General features: G+C 64.0%; 9 protein-coding genes. 5 read left to right on the forward strand and 4 right to left on the reverse strand.

Annotated features, from left to right (window positions below; translation table 11 throughout):
• Nucleotides 1-10 precede the first annotated feature (10 nt).
• The 3 genes from ACXYX3_RS04120 to ACXYX3_RS04130 are packed head-to-tail and all read left to right on the forward strand — an operon-like array spanning nt 11 to nt 13,226.
• On the forward strand, nt 11-4,684 hold the full coding sequence (locus tag ACXYX3_RS04120) for a DNA methyltransferase (protein ID WP_458610256.1): 4,674 nt from the start codon (nt 11-13) through the stop codon (nt 4,682-4,684).
• A 2-nt stretch (nt 4,685-4,686) separates the two neighbouring features.
• The gene (locus ACXYX3_RS04125; protein WP_458610257.1) at nt 4,687-11,019 is read left to right on the forward strand and encodes a DEAD/DEAH box helicase; all 6,333 of its coding nucleotides are present in this window, start codon (nt 4,687-4,689) and stop codon (nt 11,017-11,019) included.
• The gene (locus ACXYX3_RS04130) at nt 11,019-13,226 is read left to right on the forward strand and encodes a 3'-5' exonuclease (protein ID WP_458610258.1); all 2,208 of its coding nucleotides are present in this window, start codon (nt 11,019-11,021) and stop codon (nt 13,224-13,226) included. The genes ACXYX3_RS04125 and ACXYX3_RS04130 overlap by 1 nt, the downstream gene beginning before the upstream one ends.
• A gap of 108 nt (nt 13,227-13,334) precedes the next feature.
• Here ACXYX3_RS04130 and ACXYX3_RS04135 read toward each other — a convergent pair whose 3' ends face one another.
• The 3 genes from ACXYX3_RS04135 to ACXYX3_RS04145 form a co-directional block, all read right to left on the reverse strand.
• A complete protein-coding gene (locus ACXYX3_RS04135; RefSeq protein ID WP_458610259.1) occupies nt 13,335-15,071 on the reverse strand; it encodes an ATP-binding protein in 1,737 nt (578 codons plus the stop codon).
• Nucleotides 15,068-16,117: an SIR2 family protein gene (locus tag ACXYX3_RS04140; RefSeq protein ID WP_458610260.1), complete on the reverse strand. Its 1,050-nt coding sequence runs from the start codon at nt 16,115-16,117 to the stop codon at nt 15,068-15,070. The genes ACXYX3_RS04135 and ACXYX3_RS04140 overlap by 4 nt, the downstream gene beginning before the upstream one ends.
• Nucleotides 16,118-16,387: 270 nt before the next feature.
• Nucleotides 16,388-19,297, reverse strand: a complete 2,910-nt coding sequence (locus ACXYX3_RS04145; RefSeq protein WP_458610261.1) for a DEAD/DEAH box helicase — start codon at nt 19,295-19,297, stop codon at nt 16,388-16,390.
• Between the two features lie 27 nt (nt 19,298-19,324).
• Between ACXYX3_RS04145 and ACXYX3_RS04150 the strand changes: the two genes are divergently transcribed.
• Nucleotides 19,325-20,347, forward strand: coding sequence for a hypothetical protein (locus ACXYX3_RS04150; protein ID WP_458610262.1), 1,023 nt, complete (start codon nt 19,325-19,327; stop codon nt 20,345-20,347).
• Between the two features lie 3 nt (nt 20,348-20,350).
• Nucleotides 20,351-23,107 (forward strand): AAA family ATPase, encoded by a 2,757-nt coding sequence (locus tag ACXYX3_RS04155; RefSeq protein WP_458610263.1) that lies wholly within the window; start codon nt 20,351-20,353, stop codon nt 23,105-23,107.
• Between the two features lie 57 nt (nt 23,108-23,164).
• On the opposite strand, the gene ACXYX3_RS04160 is transcribed toward ACXYX3_RS04155, so the two are convergent.
• Nucleotides 23,165-24,496 carry a hypothetical protein gene (locus ACXYX3_RS04160; protein WP_458610264.1) on the reverse strand — a complete coding sequence of 444 codons (1,332 nt, stop codon included), beginning with the start codon at nt 24,494-24,496 and terminating at the stop codon, nt 23,165-23,167.
• Nucleotides 24,497-24,664: the final 168 nt, after the last annotated feature.

Here is a 24,664-nt window from a genome sequence, read left to right on the forward strand (position 1 = left end):
TAGGATCACGATGGCCACCTCCGACGCACTGATCCTCGGCGAGGACTTCCTCAGCGAGCACTACTTCACCACCGATGCGCGCTCACAGTCGTTCCAGGCCAAGGTGATCGAGCGCCGCAAAGGCTGGGACGCCGAACGCGAGCAGGGCCACCCCACGCCGCGGTCGCGCTACACCGAGGCCCGCGGTGACCTCGGCCGCACATTTATCGGCCTGGCAGAGAACGCCGATGCCGACGTCCTCGACGCGCTGTACGGTCGGCTGCGCGACATCCTGGGCTACGACAACCCGGTCCGCTGGGAAACCCACCGCGTCGGCGGCCGCGACGACGAACCCGGCCCTGCACTGTCCGTGCGCACCCGCGGGCTGACCGGCCCGGCGCCGCTCGTGATTATCGAGGCCCGCGGGGCGCTGGCGCTCGAAGATCTGCTCGCCAAGGACGAGAAGACGCTGCTGCGGACGTTTCACGCCGACGACGAGGAGATCGCCTCGGCCGCACGGCTGCTCTCGCACCTGTTCGTCGCCGACGACGGCCCGCAGTTCGCGCTGGTGCTGGCCGGTGAACTCGCACTGATCACCGAACGGGAACGCTGGCCGGAGGGCCGCTATCTGGCGGTCAACCTGCAGCTGGTCGGGGAACGCAACGACGACAAGCGCGGCGGCGAGATCGACCACGCGCTTGCGTGCATGGCCGCGGACTCGCTGGCCCCCGACGCCGAGGGCAACCTGTGGTGGTCGACGGTGATCGACGAGTCGATCAAGCACACGGTGGGTGTCTCGGAGGATCTGCGCGAGGGTGTGCGGCTGTCCATCGAGATCATCGCCAACGAGGTGGTGACCCGGCGCGCCGACCAGTACCTGCCGCCGCTGCCGCCCGAGCAGGCCCAGCCGCTGGCTCGCCAGTCGCTGCGCTTCCTATACCGAATCCTGTTCCTGCTGTACGCCGAAGCCGCCCCCGAACTCGGGGTGCTCCCCGTCGGCGACCCCGCCTACGAGCGCGGCTACAGCCTCGACCGACTCCGTGAACTGACCCTCACCGAACTGGTCACCCCGCGCGGGCGCAGCGGCACCCACCTCTACGAGTCGCTACACGTGCTGTTCGGACTGGTGGACCGAGGTCACGACGGCAGCGGTGACGACGCGGCCGCCGCGGAGGGCCTGACGTTCCGTTCGCTGCGCGCCGACCTGTTCAGACCCGAGGCGACCGCGCTGATCGACGCGACAAAGCTCGGAAACGCCGCCCTGCAGCAGGTGTTCCGCCACCTGCTGCTGAGCAAGGAGGTCAGAGGCCGCGACCGCGGCTTCATCTCCTATGCCCAGTTGGGCATCAACCAGCTCGGCGCGGTGTACGAGGGCTTGATGAGCTACACCGGGTTCTTCGCCACCGAGGACCTCTACGAGGTCGCCAAGAACGGCGACGCGACGAAGGGCTCCTGGGTGGTGCCGTCCACCCGCATCAAAGGCATCTCCGAGAACGACTTCGTGCGCACCGTTGACGAGGACACTAAGGAGAACAAACCCGTCGTACATAGGCGTGGCACATTCGTCTACCGGCTCGCCGGTCGCGAACGCCAGCAGTCGGCGTCGTACTACTCGCCAGAAGTGCTGACCCGCTTCGTCGTCGGTCAGGCGCTGGCCGAACTGCTCGACCAGGACGGCCAGCGCACCTCCGCACGCGACATCCTCGAATTGACGGTGTGTGAACCCGCCCTGGGCTCAGGGGCTTTTGCCGTCGAGGCGGTGCGCCAACTTGCCGAGGAGTACCTGTCACGCCGCCAGGAAGAACTGGGCGAACGCATTGACCCGGACCGCTATCCCACCGAGCTGCAGCGGGTGAAAGCTTACATCGCCCTCCACCAGGTCTACGGGGTCGACCTCAACGCCACAGCGGTCGAATTCGCGGAGATCTCGCTGTGGCTGGCGACCATGGGCGAGGGTCTCGCCGCGCCGTGGTTCGGCCTGCACCTGCGGCGCGGCAACTCGCTGGTCGGAGCGAGGCGCGCCGTCATCACTGCTGCGTCCCTGCGTGAGAAGAGTTGGCTACAGGCCACTCCTGTCGACAAGCCGCTGTCCACCCTCGGCGACGGCCTCGCCGGCGGTGTGCACCATTTCCTGCTCCCGACCGATGGCTGGGGCAGCACCGCCGACGCCAAGGAGGCCAGGGAGCTCGCGCCCGAATCGCTGGAGCGGGTCAAGGAGTGGCGGAAGTCGCTGCGGCCGAAGCTGACGAAGACACAGATCTCCACGCTGGCGGCGCTGGCGCGGCGCACCGACCGGCTCTGGCAGCTTGCGCTGCGGCGGCTGCAGATAGCCGAGTCTCAGATTCGACGGCACATTAACGTGTGGGGTGCCGACGATCTGCCGGTCGGCGGGAAGGTCACGCGCGAGCAGATCGAGAAGTCGCTCGCCGACGAGCGCGGCGCCTACCGGCGGCTGCGCCGCGTGATGGATGCATGGTGTGCGTTGTGGTTCTGGCCGCTGACCGATGAAATCGCCACAGTGGATGGGCAACTCGTAAAGCCGCCCAGCGTCGAGCAGTGGATCGACGCGCTGCAGCAGCTGCTCGGTGTCGAACTGAAGGTGCGTGTTCGCGACGCCGAACAACACAGCCTCACCGACATCGACGACTGGCATGACCTCGACGTCGCGGAATCGAACGACCTCGCGTTCGCGCAAGCTAGAGACGCCGCCGACGTCCTGGCTGCACATCCTTGGCTGGTGGTATGTGAGCGATTGGCCGAGCGACACGGTTTCTTTCACTGGGAGTTGGAATTTGGGTTCGTCTTCTCGCGCGGAGGCTTTGATTTACAGGCGGGCAACCCCCCTTGGGTGCGGCCGATTGCAGACTCGAATGCTTTGTTGGCTGAGGGTGATCCGTGGTTCGAGCTCGCTATAAAGCCCACGCAAGCGGAATGGCACGCCAAGCGTGAGTCCGCCCTGGCCATTCCGGGTGTTAGTGCGCTCTTGGTTGAAGGCACGGGCGAAGTGTCAGCGCTAGCGGCTTTTGTCGGTAATGCGCGGCAGTTTCTTCTCCTAAAGGGGCTGCAGCCTGACTTGTATCGCTGCTTTATGGGGCTTACTTGGCGGCATATGTCACCGAGCGGCGTTGTTTCACTTGTGCATCCCGAAACTCACTTCACCGATGAGAAAGCCGGACCACTTCGCGAGGCCACATACCGCCGGTTGCGTCGGCACTGGCAGTTCATCAACGAGCTTCTTCTATTCGACATCGGCGATCAATTCGTCTTCGGAATCCACGTATATGGTCCGCCGCGCGACCCGCTCTTCCTCTCCTCGGCATCGCTGTATCACCCCGACACCGTTGTCCGGTCCTTGAACCACGACGGGTCGGGACCGGAACCCGGTATAAAAGACCCTGACGGCAACTGGGATCTGCGACCGCACCGTAACCGAATCACTGAGGTTTCCGACGATGTTCTTTCCATCTGGAAGGACTTTGTAGAATCTCCGAACGTACCCAAATACCACACTCGTATGGTTTACACTGTGAACCGGTCTTTGGAGACGGTCTTGAAGAAGCTTTCCGGCTCGAGGCGCATTGGTGAACTAAATCTGCAGTTCTCGCCTGGGTGGCACGAAAAGAACGATCGAACCAAGGGATATTTTGAGGTCAGCTGGGGCGCACCCGAACACTGGGAGGACGCGATCCTCCAAGGACCCCACCTCTTCGTAGCAACACCGTTATATAAATCGCCAAACCCAACAATGCGAAGCAAGGGTGATTGGTCAGCTACTGACTTCGAGGCGCTTGCCGCCAACGCGATCCCCGCAACTGCATATAAGCCGGCCGGCCAACGTGCTCGCTACAACGCTGCCTACACGGTATGGGAAATTAGTAGCGAAAGCGGAGTAATCGAGACAGTCCGTGCTCGTGACTGCTATCGAATCGCGTGGCGGGCAATGGCAGCCAACGTCGGCGAGCGTACGCTGATTCCGGCAATCATCCCACCGGGTGCGGCGCATGTCGACGGCCTATATAGCCTCGCCGTCCGAGATCCTTCCTGGACTGTGAGACTCGCGGGAATTACGAGTTCGCTGATCTCTGATTTCGGCGTACGGTGCGCCCCAAAATCGACGATTCGCTCTGGTGCCATTTCGCGCCTTCCCAGGATCACCGATACGCAGGTCTTAGCACTAGTGGCGCTTCGCGCTTCTCGCCTTAACTGCGTTACTGACGCCTATGCCGACCTCTGGCGCGAATCCTTCGAATACTCGATGCAAACCGATTCCTGGGCAGCCGGGTTCGAGCACGCCCGTCATCGCCCGCTGGGCGACATCGGCCCTGAGTGGACGCGCGACACGCCTCTGCGCATCGCAGCGGACCGCCGCCAAGCTCTGGTGGAGATCGATGCCCTGGTTGCCCTGGGGCTTGGCCTGACCGCCGACCAGTTGTGCACTGTGTACCGCACCCAGTTCCCGGTGCTTTACGGTTACGACCGCAATACCTACCTGTATGACTGCAACGGCCGACTTGTGCCGCAGGAGGTTCTCAAAGTGTGGCGGACCAAGGGTGACAACCTGAGCGTCGAGGAGTGCACCGCCACCAACCAGGCCGGCAACACCTACACCTACGAGGCGCCGTTCCAGTTCCTCGACCGCGAAGCCGACATGCGTGCCGCCTACGCCGAATTCGAACGACGGCTCAGCGCAACAGGTTCGGGCTGACCATGGCCGATCTTCTCCCCCTCGCCCAGGCCAACGCGATCTCCCACAGCCTGCTCGACTATCTGGGCACCACATTCGCCCTCGCCGACCCCGACGCGCGACGTGTGCTAGCCGAGTTCCTGCAGCACCCCGAAACCGGCATGTTCCGCGGACCGTATGTGCGGGTGCGGCTGCCGTTCCGGCCCGCCGCAGAGGGCTGGCGCGAGCATCTCGAGTGGTACGAGGGTTTCCCGCCCTACGGACACCAAGCCGCCGCCTTCGCCCGACTGAGCAGCTACCGGCTGACCCTCGAGCGACCCCGCCCCCAACCCACTCTGGTCACCACCGGCACCGGGTCCGGCAAGACCGAGGCGTTCCTCTACCCGATCCTCGACCACGTCCAGCGCGCCAAACGCGACGGCGTGACCGGCATGAAGGCGCTCATTCTCTACCCGATGAACGCGCTGGCTAACGACCAGGCGTCGCGGCTGACCAGCCTGCTCACCGAACACGCCACACTGGCCGGGGTGACCGCTGCACTCTACACCGGCGAGGCCGGCCCGCAACGCACCAAGGTCACCGCCGACGGACTGATCACCGACCGCGCCGTCATCCGCGACCTCGCCCCCGACATCCTGCTTACCAACTACAAGATGCTCGACCAACTGCTGCTGCGCCCCGCCGACGCCGACCTCTGGCGCCAGAGCGCGCACAGCCTGCAGTATCTGGTGCTCGACGAGTTCCACACCTACGACGGCGCCCAGGGCACCGACGTGTCGATGCTGCTGCGCCGCCTCGGCCTCACCCTGAGAAGCCACTGGGCACCCGGCGATCCCGCCCTCACCGAAGAGGACTGGCAACGCCCGCTGGGCCGCATCACCCCGGTCGCCACCTCGGCCACCCTCGGCGACGGCCGTGACCCGACGGCGATGCTCGACTTCGCCGCAACGGTGTTCGGTGACACCTTCACTCCCGACGCTGTCATCACCGAGTCACGCCTGACCGTCACCGAATGGGCAGGCGATGCCGACGCACGGCTGCGAGCCGCAGGGTGGCAGCCCGCCGAACTCGACGAGAACCGAATCGCCGACCTCGCCGACGCCATTCCCGCGCAAGTAGATCCGTCGGTGCGCGTGCTGGCGGTGCTGCGCGGGCTCTACGACGGCGGCGACGACACCGCGCTGACGTCGGCGATGACCGACGACGGCCCCCTGGTGCTCGATCTGGTCAAGGCCCACCCGGTGTTCGGCCGGCTCGCCGAGGCGGCCTCCGCGGCCACCGGCATCGACGACCTGAGCCGCATGCTCGTCACCCCCGTCCGCGATGAGGACGACACCGCCCGCAGGCATGCGGTCACCGCCGCACTCGTCGACACGCTGAGCCATGTCCGTGCCCGCCACGGCCGGGACGCCCTGTCGGTCGACGTACACCTGTGGATCCGCGAACTGACCCGCATCGCCCGCGCTGCGACCGGCTCACCACACTTCATCTGGGAGGACGACGGCGTCCACATCGGCGAAACCGACCACTCCGTCGCCTATCTGCCCGCGCTGTACTGCCGGCACTGCAACCGCTCCGGCTGGGCCGTCACGCTGGCCCCGACCGGGTGGGACTTCGACGCCGACGACACCACCATCCGGCGGCGGAAACTGCGCAACGACGACCGCTTCCGCGCCCTCATCCACGCCCCGGTCGAGGCCGACAAGTACGACCCTGCCGACGAAGACGCCCAACGCAACGCGCCGTCACGCCTGGGTTGGCTGATGGTGGCCGAACGCAGCATCACCTTCACCATGCCCGCGGAGGACAAACTTGCCGAGGGCGCCGCACTGCCGGTCCTGGTGCACAGTTCCGATACCGCCGGCGACGACTCGGTCAACGACACCTGCCCGTCCTGCCGGCAACGCGACGGCATCCGCTTCCTCGGCTCGGCGATCGCCACCATGCTCTCAGTGTCGCTGTCCACATTGTTCGGGACCCCCGACCTCAACGCCGCCGAGAAACGCGCGCTGGTGTTCACCGACAGCGTGCAGGACGCCGCGCACCGCGCCGGATTCGTGCAGGCCCGCTCCCACGCGCTGACCCTGCGCACCTTGGCCCGCCAGGCACTCGATCGCGGCGAAACCGACCTGGCGTCGCTGGCGCACCGGATGATCGACCTTGCGGGCAACGACCCCGGCGCCCGCTACCGGCTCCTGCCCCCCGAACTGGCCGAACGCGAGGCGTTTTCGGCGTTCTGGCAACCCCGCACCGTGTCGGCCAAGACCCGCAACCTGGTGCGCCGCCGGCTGCTGCTCGACGTCCAGCTTGAGTTCGGCCTGCGCTCTGGGGTGGGCCGCACCCTGGAGACCACCGGCAGCGCCGTCGCGCACGTCGACGTCGCCGCATCGGTGCTCCGCTCCTGCGCCGTCGAAGCACTGCAGGCCGCGCAGATCCAGCTCAGTTTCGACGAGTTCGACGACGCGGTGCTCACCGTCTGGGTGCGCGGCGTGCTGGAACGGATGCGCACCCGCGGCGCGGTGGAGCACGAGTGGTTCGACAAGTTCCGCCGCGAGGACGGCAACCGGTGGTGGGTCACCGGCGGCCGTCGCCGTGACCAGGGCATGCCCGGTTTCGGCAGAGGAAACTCCGCGCCGGGTTTCCCGGTGCTGGGCGGGTCTGTGCGGGACACCGACTTGGAACCGGTAAGTGCCGCCCGCGGTTGGTATCCCGCGTGGACCGCCAAGGTGCTCGGCGTCGGCACCAGTGAGGCGGGAGTGCTGTCGCGGCTGCTGTTCACCCGACTGCGGGCCCGCGACGTTCTCGGCGAGGTCATCACCGCCTCCGGCGGACAGACCTTCCACCTGCCCGCCAGTGCCGTGGTCGCCCGTGTGGTCGACGACGCGGAGATCGAGTCCGACGCGCTCTCGTTGATCTGCGACACCTGCCGCAACACCGTGCACAGCTACCCCGACACCACCGGACAGCTTAACGGTGCGCCATGTCTCGTGGCCCGATGCGTGGGCACCATGCGCCGCCAGCGCGTCGAGAACAACTTCTACCGGCAGATGTACGCGGCCACCGACATCCGCCGCGTCGTCTCCCGGGAGCACACGAGCCTGCTGCCGTCTGAAACTCGGCTGCTTTACGAATCGCAGTTTAAGCAGACCGATCCGCCGCCGGATGCGCCCAACGTGCTGGTGGCCACCCCGACTTTGGAGATGGGCATCGACATCGGCGACCTGTCGGCGGTCATGCTGTCCTCGCTGCCTCGGTCGGTGGCGTCCTACCTTCAGCGCGTCGGCCGGGCCGGCCGGTTGACCGGCAATGCGCTGGCCCTGGCGTTCGTCACCGGCCGCGGCGACCAGCTCCCCCGGTTCAACCATCCCGGCCGCATCATCAACGGCGCGGTCCGGCCGCCGGCCACCTACCTCGACGCCGAGGAAATCCTGTGCCGGCAGTTCACCGCATCGGTCGCCGACGTCCTCGCGCGTCGGCCGGGCGCGCCGCACCCGCGCAACACCCCGGAAGCGTTGCGCGCCACCATCGTCGGAAGCTACCTGGGCGCGCTGATCGCCGAAGCCGAGAACCGCTGCGACGAACTCGTCGACAGCTTTGTGTCCGGGATGCCGCCGCTGGACGACGACGTCCTCGCGCGGCTGCGCCGCTTCCCCCGACCCGGTCCCGACGGCGACGGCACCAGCGAATTCGCCCTGCGCTGCCACATCGCCAGCCAGGTGTGGAACCGGCGCATCGAAACCCTGACCCACCGCAAGGCCGCCGCCGAGAAGGCACTGCCCACCCTCCTTGAACGCGCCACCTCACCGGCGGCCACCGATGACGACAAACGGGAACTGCGCACCGCGCAGGCCTCGGTACGGCTCATCGGCAAGCAATTGGCGAACCTGCGCTCGGAATACTGGATCAGCGCCCTGGAATCGTTCGGCCTGCTGCCCAACTACACCCTGCTCGACGACTCCGTGACGCTGTCGGTGTCGGTGAACTGGCAGAACCCCGAAACCCAGGAATACGAACACTCCGAATTCGAACTCACCCGCGGCTCAGCGCAGGCGCTGCGCGACTTCGCACCCGGATCCACCTTCTATTCCAATGGATTCGCGATCGCCATCGACGCGATCGACCTCGGCCCCGAAGGGGAACAGGTTCGATCCTGGGCGTGCTGCCCGCGCTGCGGGTACGTCCGGGAACTCGAGGCCCACGGCGCCGATACCCCCACCCAGTGCCCGCGCTGCGGGACCCACGGCATCGCCGACATCAGCCAGCGCCTGCCGGTGGCCGAACTGACCAGCGTGTCGGCGATCATCCGCCGCGAAGAAGCCACCATCGACGACGGCTCTGACGAACGCGCGCGCGAACGCTTCACCGTGCAGGCCCTCGCCGACATCGACCACGCCCACGTCACCAAACACTGGTACGTGCAAACCCACGGCTTCGGCGCCAAACATCTGCGCAACGTGACCATCCGCTGGGTCAATCTGGGCCGCAGCGGGATTGGCGGCGCCAAACGGGTCATCAGCGGAGACGAGGTCGACGCGGCCCTGTTTCGAGTGTGCTCGGAGTGCGGCAAGCTCGATACCGCCAGCGGGGTCAACCACCGGCGCGAACACCGTCCCTGGTGTTCGCGACGGTCCTCGCACGAGGAGTCGGCCACCGAGCTGGCGTTGGCCCGACGCCTGACCACTGAGGGGCTGGTGCTGCGCCTGCCGCAGTCGATCACCCTCGGCGACGCGTTCGCAATCCCGTCGCTGTCGGCCGCGGTGCTGCTCGGGTTGCGCGAACAGATCGGCGGCGATCCTGACCACCTGCAGATCATCACGATCGTCGACCCCGCGCCCAGCGGCAACACCGAGCACGCCCTGCTGCTGCACGACGTGGTGCCCGGCGGCACCGGCTACCTCAGCGACTTCACCGATCCGGCCACGGTGTGGGACCTGCTGCACCGCGCCTGGGCGATTCTGCGGGACTGCGAATGCCGCCAGGACGGCCGGCTGGCCTGTGAGCGCTGCCTGCTGCCGTTCGCCGCCCCCGCCGACGTCACCCACACCTCACGCTCGGTGGCCGAACGCCATCTCGCCGGCCTGCTGATCGGCCGCGATCCCAAACCCGGCGAGGACACCGAGGTGCCGGATGCGATGCCGTGGACGCTCACCACCGAGGAACCCGGCGTCAACGACCCGGAATCCAACCTAGAGAAGCGATTCCGCGTCGTGCTCGCCAAACGGCTCAAGGCACTCGGAGCCGCGATCACTGAGAAGCCCACCGACAGCGGCGTCGCCTGGGACATCGCACTGGGCTCCACCCACCGCTGGACGTTGCGGCCCCAGGAGTACGTGCTGGGCTGCCAGCCCGACTTCATCCTCACCTACGCCGGTGGCGGGATCGCGCCGACGGCGATTTTCACCGACGGATGGCTGTATCACGCCTCCCCGGCCCACAACCGCCTCGCCGACGACGCCGAGAAGCGCCGTAATTTGCGCGATGCCGGCTACCAGGTCATCGGCATCACCCATGACGACGTCAACGACACACCCGTGGTGTCGCCGGCGTTGCGCACCGAAGTGCAGGCCACACTGCTCACCACCGCAGGTGACCAATTATCCCGCGGCATGGCCGATCTGGTGTTTGGCACTGCGATCGATCTACTGGTCGCCTGGATTCAGCAGCCGCAGCGTGACGCCCGCCAGCGGCTCGCGAATTGGCTACCGGCCATGGGTCTGATGAGCACGATGCAGACCGGCACCCGCACCACCGACACAGAACCTCTGACCACGCTGGCCGCACAGGCGCTCGACGGCGGGCCCGTCGCTAACCCGTCGGGCAACACGTCGGTGTGGTCGTTCGGCGGCTTTGCCTTCGCGGTCCGGATGACCGGCCAACCGTTTTCCGCCGAGGCCGCGATAATCGTCGACGACAACGACGCCGCACTGCACAGCGACAGCAGAGACGGATGGCGCGAGTGGCTGCGCTGGTCGAACCTGCTGAACTTCCGGTCGGTACCGCCCGTCATCACCACCCGCCGCCACGCCGCGCACGGTGCGCCACAGCCGACCACGCCTGCTCATGCCGAGTTCGTCGAGGACGGCGCACTCACCGGGGCCTGGCGCGACGCCTACGAGCAGGCCGACGCCGCCGGCCAGGAACTGATCATGCAGCTGGCCGAAACGGCCCTGCCCGTCCCCGATGTCGGCGAGGAAGTCGACGGCATCCCGGTCGAGATCTCCTGGCCCACCCGCAGAGTCGTCGTCGATCTCGGCCTCGACGACGACGAGCGTCGCCACTTCACCTCAGCGGGCTGGACGGTGTGTGCGGCAGATGCGGACAACCTGACCGCGGTTCTATCGGACGGAGTTTCCTAGTGCCCCAGATCATCCTCGGCCCCGGACTGAAGAAGCTCGACGGCAGCCTCCAGAAGGCCACCTACAGCTTCCTGACCAAACTGGCCGCCGACGATACGACGCCGGGGCTGCACATCGAACCGATCAACAACTCCGCCGACCCGCGGGCCCGCACCGGACGAGTGGACCTGTCGTTTCGTGCCGTGCTGTTCAAGCTGCAGGGCAGTCAGGATGAGGCTTCGTACGTCTTCGCCGGGACCTACCCGCACGACGAGGCGATCGCTGTCGCGCAGAAGTCACAGATCAGCATCAACCCGCGCAACGGCGTCGCCGAGCTCATTCCCGTCGACGAGTTCATCCCGCCGCCGGCGTCCACAGCCGAGCCGACGATTGCCCCCGCGCCGGCCGAGGTCGCTGAACCCAGCCTGCGCCAACGTGAGTACACCCTCGACGACCTCGTCGATCTCGGTATCGACGCCGTCTTCGCCGAAGGGGCGCTGGACCTCGTCGGCGAGGACACCGTACTCGAGTACGCCGAATCCGCCCCGGCATCGTGGCAGGGCTACGCGATCATCGATCTTTACCTCGGCGGGTCGTTCGCCGACGTTCGCGAGATATACCAACTGTCCGAGCCTGCTTCGGTCGACACCACCAGTGACGATGCGGTGCTCGCCGCGATGCAGCACCCGGCTGCCCGAATGGAGTTCGCGTTCGTCGAGGACAACGCCGACCTGCGGGCCGCGATCGAGAACCCCGACTTCGCGGCGTGGCGCATCTTCTTACACCCCGAGCAGCGCATATGGACCACCAAGGGCACCACCGGCGCGTTTCGCCTGACCGGCGGCGCAGGCACCGGCAAGACCGTTGTGCTATTGCACCGCGCTCGAGAACTCCAACGTCGCAATTCGGACGCACGAATCGTGCTCACGACGTTCAATCAGACTTTGGCGCAGAGCCTCGCCGAACAGCTCAGGATCCTCGACGCCGACATCGCGGTGGCAGACGACCTCGGCAGCCCCGGGGTTTACGTGGCAGGCGTCGACACCATCGCCCGCCGGGTCCTGGTCGCCGCGTCGGGGCTCGGCGGCGGCAACGGACAACCCGGGCCGGTGGCGGAGGTGCTGGGTCCGCGAACCGCCGAGGTGCTAAGGGTGACATCTGCGCAAGCTTGGCAGGCCGCGGCCGAGCAACATGCCGGAGAGCTCCCGGACGCGCTGCGCTCGGTCTCCCTCCTGGAGGCTGAGTATGCGACCGTCGTACTGCCCAACCATGTTGTCACCCGGGAGCAGTATCTGAAAGTGCGGCGGCCCGGCCGCGGCGTCGCGCTGAACCGGTCACGACGCAACGCAGTGTGGGACATCATCGAGACCTACCGCGCGGGCGCGGCCGCCGAGGGCGCGACCGACTTCGACGAGAAGGCGGCGATCGCGGCGCAGGTCCTCGACAGCAGTGCCGACCGGCCGGCCGATCACGTGCTGGTCGACGAGGCTCAGGACCTGAGCCCGTGCCGGTTGTTGTTGATACGGGCGCTGGCCGCGATCGGCCCCGACGACCTTTTCCTCGCCGAGGATTCCCACCAACGCATCTACGGTCAACGAATCACGTTGAAGAGCTACGGGATCAACATCGTGGGCCGGTCGCGGCGGCTGACCCTGAACTACCGCACTACGCAGGAGAACCTCCGCTACGCGCTGGGCATCCTGTCGGGTGAGCAGTACGCCAACCTCGACGAGGATCCCGAGAGCACCACCGGTTACCGGTCAGCGCGGCGCGGGCCGAAACCCACTGTTCTCAAGGCAGAGTCACTGACCGACCAGTACCAGAAGGTTGCGGACCTCGTGCAGTCCTGGATTGATGGCGGCACGGCACCCGAGAGCATCGGTCTGCTGGTGCCCACCCGTAAGGAGGCCGAGAGTTTGCCGCGTGCGCTGGGAGACCGAGACGTGACGGTGGCCTTCGTCGACCGGGACAAGGCCGGGCCGCCAAAGACTCCGGTCGTGATGACGATGCACCGTGCGAAAGGCATGGAATTCGCCAAGGCGGTGCTCGTCGGTGTCGGTGAGAAGTCGCTGCCGCGAAGCTATTTGATCGGTGCGGTCCCTGAGGAGGAGCGCGCGGATCTTCTGCGGCGGGAGCGTTCGCTCCTTTATGTGGCCGCTACCCGGGCCCGCGACGAACTCGTTGTGGTGTACGTCGGCGAGCCGAGTGAATTGCTGCCTGCTGGGTGAGCTCAGCCAGTCCCTAATCTGGGGATCGCGATCGACCTCAATGGGAGCGGGGCGTCCTGCGAGACTCGGCACTACCGAGGAAGAACGATGTCCGAAATCGCCTATCACTCAGCGACGTGACTGTGCACGCATAGCTTCAACGGCGGCGACTAGATCTGCTTCCTCGACTGGCTTCTCGTTCCATTCTGTCCAGAAGTCCTTGGTTGCGCTCGTCGGTTTTATCTTTGGAATGTCGAGCTTGACGCGAGTCGGAAGGATGATGGCGTCGCCGAGGAGGAGTGCCTCACCAACGTCGAGCAAAGGCAATGCCGCGGTGAGTCCGTCCATGCTGTCGGGCATGAGGCGTTTAACGACAGCTTGATCCTGGTCGTTCGTCAACCGGAGGACCAGGAAGTTGTTGCACTGTGACAACACGGTCTTGCTTACGTCTGAGGGGCGTTGGCTGACGACAAGTAGTGAAACACCGTATTTACGGCCTTCTTTTGAAATCCGTTCAAAAACGTCGAGTGCACGCAATTCGGCTGCATCGGCATTCCCGGATGGAAGATAGAGGTGCGCCTCATCGCAGACCAAGGTGACGGGGGTTCGCTTCTCATCGTCGGTCCAGAAGTGGATCTCGTACAGGAGGCGGGCCAGCACACCGACGACGACTGGTAGCACGTCGCTAGGAACCTCGCTGAAGTCAATGATCTTTATGCCCGGATCGGTGCCTAGTAGTTGACAGGCCAGAACATGAAGCGACTCGTAGTTGGTCGCCTTCTCAGGGGGGCTGAACATGAAGCCGTGGCGGCGATCTTCTACCCGGCTCCTCATCCGATTCACGAAACGGGTGAGCCGTCCGAAGAATGGTCCTTGCTTTTCACCTCCCCGTGATCCGGGGACCATTTCCGCGTCATCCGTTTCCAGGCGAGCTAGGAGGTCATCAAGGCTGTAGGGAACGGGCGAATCTACGGTGAACCGTGCGGCTAAATCGGTGTGGTCATCCGCGATGAGCTGCTCATGCTTGAGATTCCGCACATGGTGAGTCAGGCGAGCGGCTTGGTTGGGAGCGTTTTCCTCCGAACGGTCCAACAACAGCGCCTGCATCTCTTCCTGATTCAAGAACCACCAAGGCAGGTAGAGGACAGAGTCGTCCTCAACACCGAGGTCTCCGGGCCCAGCGATGCGAAACTTCCGTGCGATTGACGCGTCACCTTCGGTCAGGGGAGAGTACTCGCCGTGCATGTCGAAGACGATGAGGTTCGGATTAGCCAACTTGTTCGCGCGCTCGAGTATCAAAGCGACAGCCCAACTTTTGCCCGAGCCGGTGCTACCAAGAAGCGCGGCATGACGTTGAAAAAGGCGATCACCGTCCGCGACTGCCGCCGCAGTTGGATCAGCAACGAAATACCCTAGATGAAGCTGCTTTTCGGGTTCCAGTTGCTTCGCGAGAAGTCCCATCAATTTCTGCAAGTTGGGTCCATCGACAACCCAGCAAAGCGATTCCACGAGTGGGTAGCTATCTGCGCCGCGCTTAAAGGTATCGCGCTTAGTGCCATCGACCGTTCGATAAGTACCTAAGAGCACTACTCGAAGCAGGTCGCGCTGTCGTGTTTCGACAGGAATGTCGCCTTCTGGCGTGATCTCGTCGATGAGTGCTTCATCATGTAGGTCGCGCGTCACTCGATCCAGGACGCCGACAAGATACTCCGAAGAACTCGAACCTTGGAAAGCGATCAAGCTGCCGACCCCAATCCGCGTAAGTCGCTCGTGGTCGAGTGCCTCAGCCCAAACACTAGAGGTATCTACACGGAAGGCGCGTCCGAGTGCATCGCTCTCAATGAAGTTCAGGGTTGAATCAGTCATATGGCGAGTACTTCCTTCACGAAGTCGTCGAGATTCCAAAGGGGCAAGTCTATTTCGAGTGATTCCGTGCCCTGCGTCATCTTGCATGCGTTGGCGGTTTTACCGACCTCGATCGAGACGGCCGTGGAGTTGAGCCGCATGTACTCGCGGGCGCTGTCTGTGAGGTTGCGACTGATTACGACACTGGGAATTTCGGAGAAGCGCATCCGTAGGTGTGTCTGGAGATGTTCATCGTTGAATCCGTAGCCGATGAAGAGGAGCGCGGCGGCGTCGTCGATCGCATCATTTGCGCGCTGCCGCTGTGCGTCGAACGGAACTTCGTACCCGAGACGGTACTTGTTCCCCCCGGGAGCGATGATCTGTTGCGTCCCCCGCAGTGCTAGATCGCTGCGGATACACGTGCCGTTGTGGCTGTACCAGTCCAGGCTTCCATGCGGTTTCGATAGACGGATATGAGGACGTTGCCGGACGGACAGCTTCGAGCTTCGGCCGACAACGGTTTGGCGTTCGAGGAGTTCGTCCCGGCTCAGCGACTCACTTAGCCGCCCAATCGTGTGCCCGTAGAACATGCTATCCACGCGTACGTCGGCCTTGGCTGCATGGACTTCTAGTAGACGGTCGTAGTTAGTAGTGATCACGTCAGCTACGTTGTTCGAGCGGAGAACGTACGTGAACAGACGCCCGAATGCGGAAATGGTTTCATCGGCGAGGATCTGCGATATAGCCGCTTCTTCCGCTTGTTTCACGTAGTCAGCGATGGTGGAAGTCACCTGATCGGCGAGGCTCTCGGCCAGGTTGCCGTCACCGAGTGCAGATTCCAGTCCCTTGCCGGCAGCGAGCTCTGCACTGATGCGCTGCCACTGAGATACACCTTGCTGGCACAGTGAACCAGCATCAGCGCGGATGGTCTGCTGGAGATGGTCGGCGAGAGCGCCCATACTCGGCAGCCCATAGTGACACGATGCGCCGGATCCGACGACGATCGTCAGACCACGTCTGAAGACACCCTGGATAAAGCTATACAGCTCATCAGCATTGATTCCCATATCTTAAGCCAGTCCCCCCGCGTACGCGCTACCCGCAGCGGGTGCGATGACCCGACAAGTGCAACTATCCTGCAGTCCAAAGGGGTCTCACATACCCGTCCCCGCTTGTGATCAACGATCAGCGCGCCTGCTGACTTAGTGAGTCGACGCGATCATGCCGATTACCATCGAACCTAGCCCGATTTAGGGTTCGAGTCCGCGCGGACACAGTTCAACCTCGCACCAGACGCAACACTGCACAGTCTTGGATGTGTACTGAGGAATCTGTCTTCACGAGTTGTGCGGTTTTCCTGAGCCAGGGGATTCGACGGCCGCCGCTGCATGGTGGGCCCAACTTTCGTTGCACCAGCGGTATTGGTTGTTAACGTTCGTAGCCACGCACTTCTCGGCTCGCCTTCGTTCTGACTCGCCTGGCGGCGCAGCAGCCCAGAAGGTGATCTCGTCATAGCCCGTGGTGAAATCCCAACCCTGCCCAGGTAGTGCCCCGACCGGATCAAGCCCCCGCGTTTTCAATTCCTCGCGCAGTTGCTCTTGCGCGGTACGCCAGGCGCTGGCGGTCGCTGGACTCGCCGTGCCACGCACGTAGGCGATGGCGGCGATGCTGTGGTCCGAATTGTCGATGAACGAGGCGACCGCTGCCTCGGTAGCGGCGACCGCCCGCGGCAGCGGCGCCGCTTCGACATCGAGGTCGGTGTAGAGGGAAGGGCTCACTTCGTGTCGGTCGCCGCCGGCGGACACCGCGTAGGTCGTGACTGTCGATGGATTAGCTCCGGAGATTGCGACGACGGTCACCAATACGTAGTCTTCGCTGGAACGATTGTCGGACAACACAATCCCGTGTTGTAGCGAAGAGCCGAAATCTTCGCTCATGGCGTCCACGAGCGCCGAGAGAAGTGGATGCCCCGGCGCGATCAACTCGGGTGGGTCCGCCGTGAAAACGACACTGTCGGAGTGCTCGAACGCGACTTTGTCGTAGCGGGCCATTAGAGAGGTGCCGAACTGTTCCCGCAACCGCGTGGGCACGTACGCGACCTGCCATGCGTCACCGCGCATCCCGACCTCGACGTGGAGAAGCGGCGCCGCCCGCAGCACGAAGTCGCGGACTACGTCCGGTTGGAAACTCGACGCCTTCGCGATCTCCATCTCACGACGAAGCGCTGCGAGTTCCTGCGGTGTCAGCGTGCTCACCGATGCGGCACGCTTTTCAACGGCCGTTTTCAAGCGTCCTGAAACCGAGTCGAGGTCTGAAGCGATCTCGTCATGCTGCGCCTCGCCGGCCACCGCGCGGCGCAGCAACTGGCTGAGGCTGATTTCGGTCAGTACCTCGCCGAGAACATCGAACACTTGGTCGCCGAGCGCCTCTCGCTGCACTTCCACCTTTTCGAGCAGCTTCTGAAACACATCACCTTCGCGCGTGTCAGCGGCGATCAGATTCCACAGGTGGCAGGTGTGTCGCTGACCGATCCGATGAATCCGCCCGAAGCGTTGTTCGAGTCGATTCGGATTCCATGGCACGTCGTAATTGACCATCAAATGAGCGACCTGCAGGTTGACTCCCTCACCGGCGGCATCTGTCGCGATGAGCACGGAGCTGCTCGGTTCCTCGATGAACTTGGCCTGTGCTCGGCGGCGGTCGGTCCATGACATCGCTCCATGAATGACCTGAACGTCGACGGTCCTTCCCAGCAGCTCGACGAGGCGGTCCTCGAGGTAATCAAGGGTGTCGCGATTTTCGGAGAAGATAATGATCTTTCGTCGCTGTCCGTCCGCGTCGAACATGGCTTCACTCGTGAGCAGCTCGGCAAGCGCAGCCCACTTGGCGTCAGCGCGGGCAGAAAAGACGGCCTCAGCATGTATGACGAGCCGATCCAGCACCAAGATCTCCGCCTCGAGTTCCGCTGGTGTTCGAGCGTTCGTGGCTGCGCTGGCCACCTCGTCCTGATAGTTCTCCGCCCTTGAGCTGCTCATCTCGTCGGGATCGTCACTGCTCGCTACGAGCGTCGCCGCGAGGGCGTCAGCGAGCTTTCCTTCTGCAGCGCGCGCCTGGTCCGCTTGCGTGCGCAGCCGGTCGCGTCGACGGGTCAGCGACCGCAGAATTGCCTGCGGAGACGACGCCAATCGGCGCTGGAGAACCACGAGCGCGAACCCCACATTGCGCTTGGTGTCGTCGTCGGAGACCTTGTTCATCTCCTCGCGCACGTACTCGCTGACCGCCTCATAGAGGCCGCTCTCAATCGGGCTGAGGTGGTAGGGCACGGTGCTTGCGCGGCGCTCGGGAAACAGCGGCGTCCCGTCCAAATGGACGAGTTGCTCTTTCACCAAGCGGCGCATCAGTCCGCTGCCCGCGGGATCCTCGACGACGGGCTGATCCGCGGACCCGAGCAACGTGAGGAACTGCCTGTAGTCGGCGTCTTTGCCGTTGTGGGGGGTGGCCGTCATCAACAAAGTGCTGGGGACCGCGTCACGAATCGCTTCGGCTAGCTTGAACCTCTTCGTTTTGGTGATGGTGCTACCCCAGGAGCTGACGGAAAGCTTGTGCGCCTCGTCAAAGATGGCGAGGTCGTACCCTCCGTTGACTGCTAGCGCCGTCAGTTCGCTGCTGCGGCTGAACTGATCGAGGCGAACAATGAGGAAGGGAGAATCTTTCAGCGACTTATTGGCCGAGTCGCGCAAGAGCGAGCTTTCGAAGATCCCAAACTGGAACGCGAACTTCTGACTCAGCTCGTTCTGCCACTGCTCGACGAGACTTCCGGGGACCACGATGAGACACCGCCGGATCCACCCCCGCGCGAGCGCTTCTTTGATGAACAGGCCCGCCATGATGGTCTTACCTGCGCCTGGATCGTCGGCGAGCAGGAACCGTTTGGGGTGCCCGGCGAGCATGTAGTCATATACCGCCTGCACCTGATGAGGCAGCGCTTCGATGTTGGAAGCCGACACGGCCAGCAACGGATTAAGCGCGGCCGCATGCCGCAAGCGCAGGGCTTCGATCGCTAACCAGAATTGGTCAGGGTCGGCGGCAAGGGTCGGACCTCGTCCACCCACCAGCTGGATTTTCGCCAATTGTTCCGCGGAGACCAACCGCGAGTCTTCGATGCCGAATTCGTCGCGGTAGCGAACGAAGGCGCCGGAACCGGCTGCGGCGATCTCGACGATCTCGACGACCCCTTCGGAAGCCAATCCTTCGACTCTGCTTCCTGGCGAGAGGTGAGCGAACTCAGCCAGCACCTCGTCTCCAATCTTTCGGTATCAGCTACCCGCATGATAAACAGCAAAGGGGAGGAGTTTGGCGTGGAAATCATGGTTGCGAGCGGGGTGCAACTCGACCACGCGTGGGTCGATCTCAATGCTGAATTCGGAGCTGCGTTACGCCAATGGTCGCGGCACGTGCTGGCACTCGTGGTCGAGGAGGCGAATCGCCTCGATGCGGGGATGCTGCTGATTGCCGGCGGTCTCTTCGACCGCGCGTACGTGTCGCCCACCACGGCCGATTACGCGGCCCAAATCCTGGGCACGTTCAACGGCGACGTTGTAATTGTGCCCGGCAAGTCGGACTGGATCGACGGCACTAGCCTTTACAGCACCCATCACTGGGCTTCGAATACCTCGATCTGTTCGTCCTCCGAATACGAACCCTGCGCGGCCGAACCGACGGTATGGGTGAGTGCCTGGACCTCACCCGGCGGGGCCGCCCCGCGGCTGCCCGTTGTGCCGGAACCTCATGTGCTGATCCGTGCCAGGACGGCCGGCGGCAACGGGAGGGTGCTCGCCGTCCCCACCCTTGTCCGTGATCCGCGGGAGCCAGGAGGGTCCGCTGTGCTGATCAACGGCGCAGAGCCCGAAGCGTCGGCCCGGCCGGTCGATCTGCCCGGCCAACCCGGATCCTTGATCGATCTCGACGTCACGGACATCGAAGACACCGACGCGCTCGCGGATGCCCTTGAGGACGTGCTGGCGCCCGAAGGTCCACTGCTCTTGAGGCTGGTCGGCACTCTCGCACCCGGGGTGCTACTCCCGGGGTTCAACGGACCGCAGCGAAATCTTCCGCCCGAAGTCGTACTGGATCTTGATTCTCTGAGCTTCGCCACGCCGTCGGTGGATCCGACGGACCGCAGCGCTCGCGCCGAATTCCTTCGAGCGATGGCGTACACCAGTACCACTGAATTGCAGCAGCATCAGACCACCGCGCTCGGACTGGCCGCCCTCGGTGCCTCGCTTCAGGGGACGTGAAGCGTGCGTATCGACCAGGTCATCGGAATCGCATTCGGCCCATTCCGTGGCGAAAAGCTGGAATTCGCACCGGGTCTGAACGTCGTGCATGGCCCTAATGAGGCAGGCAAGTCCAGTTGGTTCAACGCTACCTATGCGGCCCTTGCCGGCCGGCGCAAGTACAAAGGCAGGGGCAGCGCCGCCGAGTCCGAGTACAAGAACCGCCACAAGCCGTGGTCCGGCTCCAAATGGGCTGTGGGGCTTGTCGTCACGCTCGACGATAACCGCACACTGACGATCGCCCAGGACCTGGCGAAGGGTGAATGGACTGTTGTCGACGGATTGACTGACCGCGCAGCGCCCGAGAAGGAATTGCTCACGGACGGAAGCTTGGACGGCACCCGCCTGCTGGGCCTCAACCGCCTGTCGGCGCGGTCGACCATCTTCACCGGCCAAGCGGACATCCTTCGAGTTCGCGAGGACGCCGGCGAGCTTCAGGAGCTCCTGGAGAGAGCCGCATCGACGGGAGCCGCGGATGCGACGGCCGATGCGGCGCTCGCATGGCTCAAGGAGCGGCGCACTGAATGGGTGGGAGTGCCGCACGGAAAGAAGCCGCTCGCGACTGCCCGCGCTGCATTGGTTGCGTCACGATCACTAGCGGAGATGCGACGCGATGATCTCGCCGAGCTCCTCGAAGCTATTGCAAACCGGCAGAAGCTGGTCGCGCCGCTTGGAAAGGCGCGGGCAAAGGTCGAACTCTCCGGACGTTTTGCCAAGTGGCAGAGCGTGTATGAGCTGCGAGACCGTGTCGAGAAAGCCGAAGCGCTGTCCATCAGGGTGTCTGAAACAAGCGAAGCGGACCTGGTTGTCGATGAGGACAAAGTCGCAGCCGCTACCAACGCGCTGGTGGTGTTCGACCGCGGGACCGATGTGGTGCCACTAGGGGAGGGGCCTACCGCGGCTGAGCTGCAAGCCCAAATCGACGAATTGCCCCTAGCGCCGGAGGGTGATCGCGAGCCGCGTCAAGACGTTATCGACGCCCATAGTGAACTAGTCAAAGCGCAAACAGCACTCGACACCCACGCGCAGACCGCGCCGCCCTCTGTCGATACTTCTACCTCAACAACACTTTCTCCCGATGAGTTGCGCACTCTCGCTAACGTTCTTGCGCAATCGCCACCTGAGGTGGACATGGCCGCGGTCGCAGCTTTCCAGCAGGATAGGGAACAGCGAACTGCGCAGTTAGCCGCCATGCAGACCGAAGTCGATCAGCTCGATGCTAGGTATCGACAGGCGAAGATCGACTACGACGCGGCCGTCGAAAACAGGGCAATGGCGCTCGAGTTGGCCGCGCTCCACGCTATTGAACGATCGGCAGCTGACGATGTCATCGCTGCCAGCCGCAGACAAGTTGACCTCCTTTCAGGGGCGCTGTCGGCGCAGGAAGCTCAGGCCGGGGTAATGGCTCAGGAGGTCGCGCTTCGCCAGCACCAGGAGCGCGTTGGTGCGGCGCGAGCTCAGGTAGAGGCAGAATCCCTCGACGCTGATCCAGATGCTTTGAAGCGTATCGCTCGCGAGATCGATGCCGCGGGCGTAGCGCAAATAGCGGCGTCGAAGCACGCGGACAAAGCCGGGGAGTTTGAAGCCGCGCGCAACGAGCGCGTCCGGGCGCTCGCGAGCCTGCTCGGTGACGAGAGACTTTTGGAGATCACGAACGAGATTGTCGCCCAGACACTTCAAAAGTTCACCGAGTATGTTGAGGCCTGCAAGCAGCGTGCGGAGATCGCCCAACAAGCCGCTCGTCGCGCAGACCTCGTCGAGGCGCGGAGCCAGCGGCTACAGCTCGAAGCGAATCACCATCAGGCTCTTTCGATCCGCGAAGCTCAGGGACGCGAGGTGGTCGAACTCGCTGCCGCGCTCGGATTGACGGCGGAGCCGCTTGAGACGGCCCTCGAACAGCTGCGTGGGTGGATCAGTGAGCAAGACGCGAAGCGCGCGCGGTTGACCCAGCGGAAGACGGACGTGGCTTTGCTCGAACAGCTGCTTGGAGGTCGCGAAACGCAGGACCTGCAATCGGATCTCGCGGCGCTGACTGCAACAGCTGGTGACGAGCCAGAGGAGCCGATGCCACCGAATCTCAACGCGTTTGTCGAGGACGCAAAAGCTCTCTACGACAGGATGATCGACCTCGACGGACAGCTCAAGGGTAAGATTCAGGCCCTCGGTAGCGCGCTTGGGTCGGTGGCTGAGTCTGTGGAAGAGGAGGCCGACGCGGAGCGGGCGGTGTCTCAGGTTGAGATGCTGGCATCATGTCTCGACGCGGCCGCCGGCGAGCTTGAAAACGCCAAAGAACGAGCGAACGCCTCGATAGCACCCGCTCTCGCAGACCGAATGCGACCCTGGCTCCCGCGAGTGACTAACGGCCGGTACCGTGACGTCACCGTCGATCCCTCCGATCTGACGATTCAGGTGACAGAGACGACCGGCCAAGTGCGGCAGGCGGATCGGCTATCTCTCGGCACGTCCGAACAGATTTACCTCTTGTTGCGGGTGACACTTTCGCAAGTTCTCTCCGGCGGTGTCGAGACTGCACCACTCATCTTCGACGATGTCACTACCCAGTCCGACAACACCCGCACCCTCGCGGTGATGGAACTGCTTCACGAGCTCAGCGCGAAGCATCAGGTGATCCTCTTCTCCCAGGAGGATGAGGTGCTCGCCTGGGCGCAGGAACATCTCGATCCTTTGCGCGACAGGCTCATTCAGCTGCCTGCCCCTTGAGCTTTCACGACCATCTCTTAGCGGAGGGGTTGGCTCCCTGGATGACGGACGCCCGAATCACTCACCTTGGCTATCGCTGTTGTCATCCGACGCCTGCGCATCATCATTCTTCGGCTTCCGTCGCGCGAACATCCCCGCTCGGCTCCTCGTGGACTTCGATAGGAAATCGCTGACTCTCGTGTAGCCCTCCGTCGCAGCTGAGATCGCGATGGTCGCTTTCTCGCTAGCGATATCCGCCGCGGCCTGAACCGCTTGAAGCGGTGTCGGCGCATCGAAATTCGACCACTCCAGCACCTGCGTCTTGCGTGCCTTCGCGAACTCATCGAGATGTTCTCGCAGCTTGGGAAGGTCACGGTTGAGCTCTTGTACAGAGAAGAACCGAAGCCCGTCGATAGCCTCGGTCTTCGACACCGCGTTCAGCACCTCTTGACCGCGCTTGTAGACATCAGAATCGGCCGATAGTTGGTGCGCCAGCAGTTCTTGGGCGTCATCCAACACCTTCCGGAGGTGGTCCGGCTCAACCGACGCGACACGCGCAATGCGAAGCCTCTGCCATTTGAACAGCGTCTCCTCGGCAACGACCAAGAGGCTCAACGTTTCACCAAGCTGTTGATTCTCAACCGCATTCACGACGAAGTCGGCACGATCCTGGATGGGCCGTGATGGGTCGAATGACTTCAGCGTGCCGAGTGCATGCTGGCGAAGCTGCTCAACCGTGCGGTTCAAGCCGGGGCCGATCCCGGAGATCCATTCCCAGTCGGTGTCGGAGAACGAACCGTGCTTCTCCAGATAGGCGACCATCCGTTCGACGGAAGTGCGATCACCGAGGATGTCACCGGAGCGCGTTGCTTGGGCGAGCCTGAGGACTTCATCGACCTTGCCTTCGACTCGTTCGACCGCAGCTTCGACCTCGCTGATCGCACTCTTCAGTGCCATCTGGACAGCCAGCATCTGCATCGACATCATCCGCTGAGGACTGAGGTTGGCTGGCTTCCATTGGAGTTGCTTCGTGAACTTCATGTCCGCACCACGGGTCATCATGCGGTAGAAGCCATCGGTCCCGTTGATGAGGTTCCCGCGCTGAATCGCCGCGACGCTTTCCGGGTGCAGTTGGACAAACTTCGCCGACTGGCTCAGCACCGAGGCCGCGCCCGCAGCAAGACCCGCGGCGCTGTTGATCGAACTCTTGTCAACGCCCAAGACCTGGATCGCGTGTCCGGCCGACTGCTGGATGCGATCGAGGTACAGCGCGACCGCGGCCGGGTCACCGTCGACCAGGATCCCCCCGGGCTGTGCGGCGACCAGAAGCTCATCGTTCGCCGGTTCGGCTGGCTGGAGGGCGCCGCCGCCGTCGGCATCACGCGCGTCCATTTCTGGCCCATCCGCCATGAAGCTCCTCCCCGGGTGGCTGGCCGCAAGTCTAGGACAGCTTCGTTTCTGGACGTCCTGGATTGGACTGCTAGATTTGCTGGGAATCGTAGAGGGCGTGGGGTGACGTCGCTTCTCGATGGTCAAGAGGACTTGAACTTGCAGTGGGGTTAGCGATGAGCGGCGGAG

Source organism: Mycobacterium sp. Panama NTM2 (assembly GCF_054355555.1).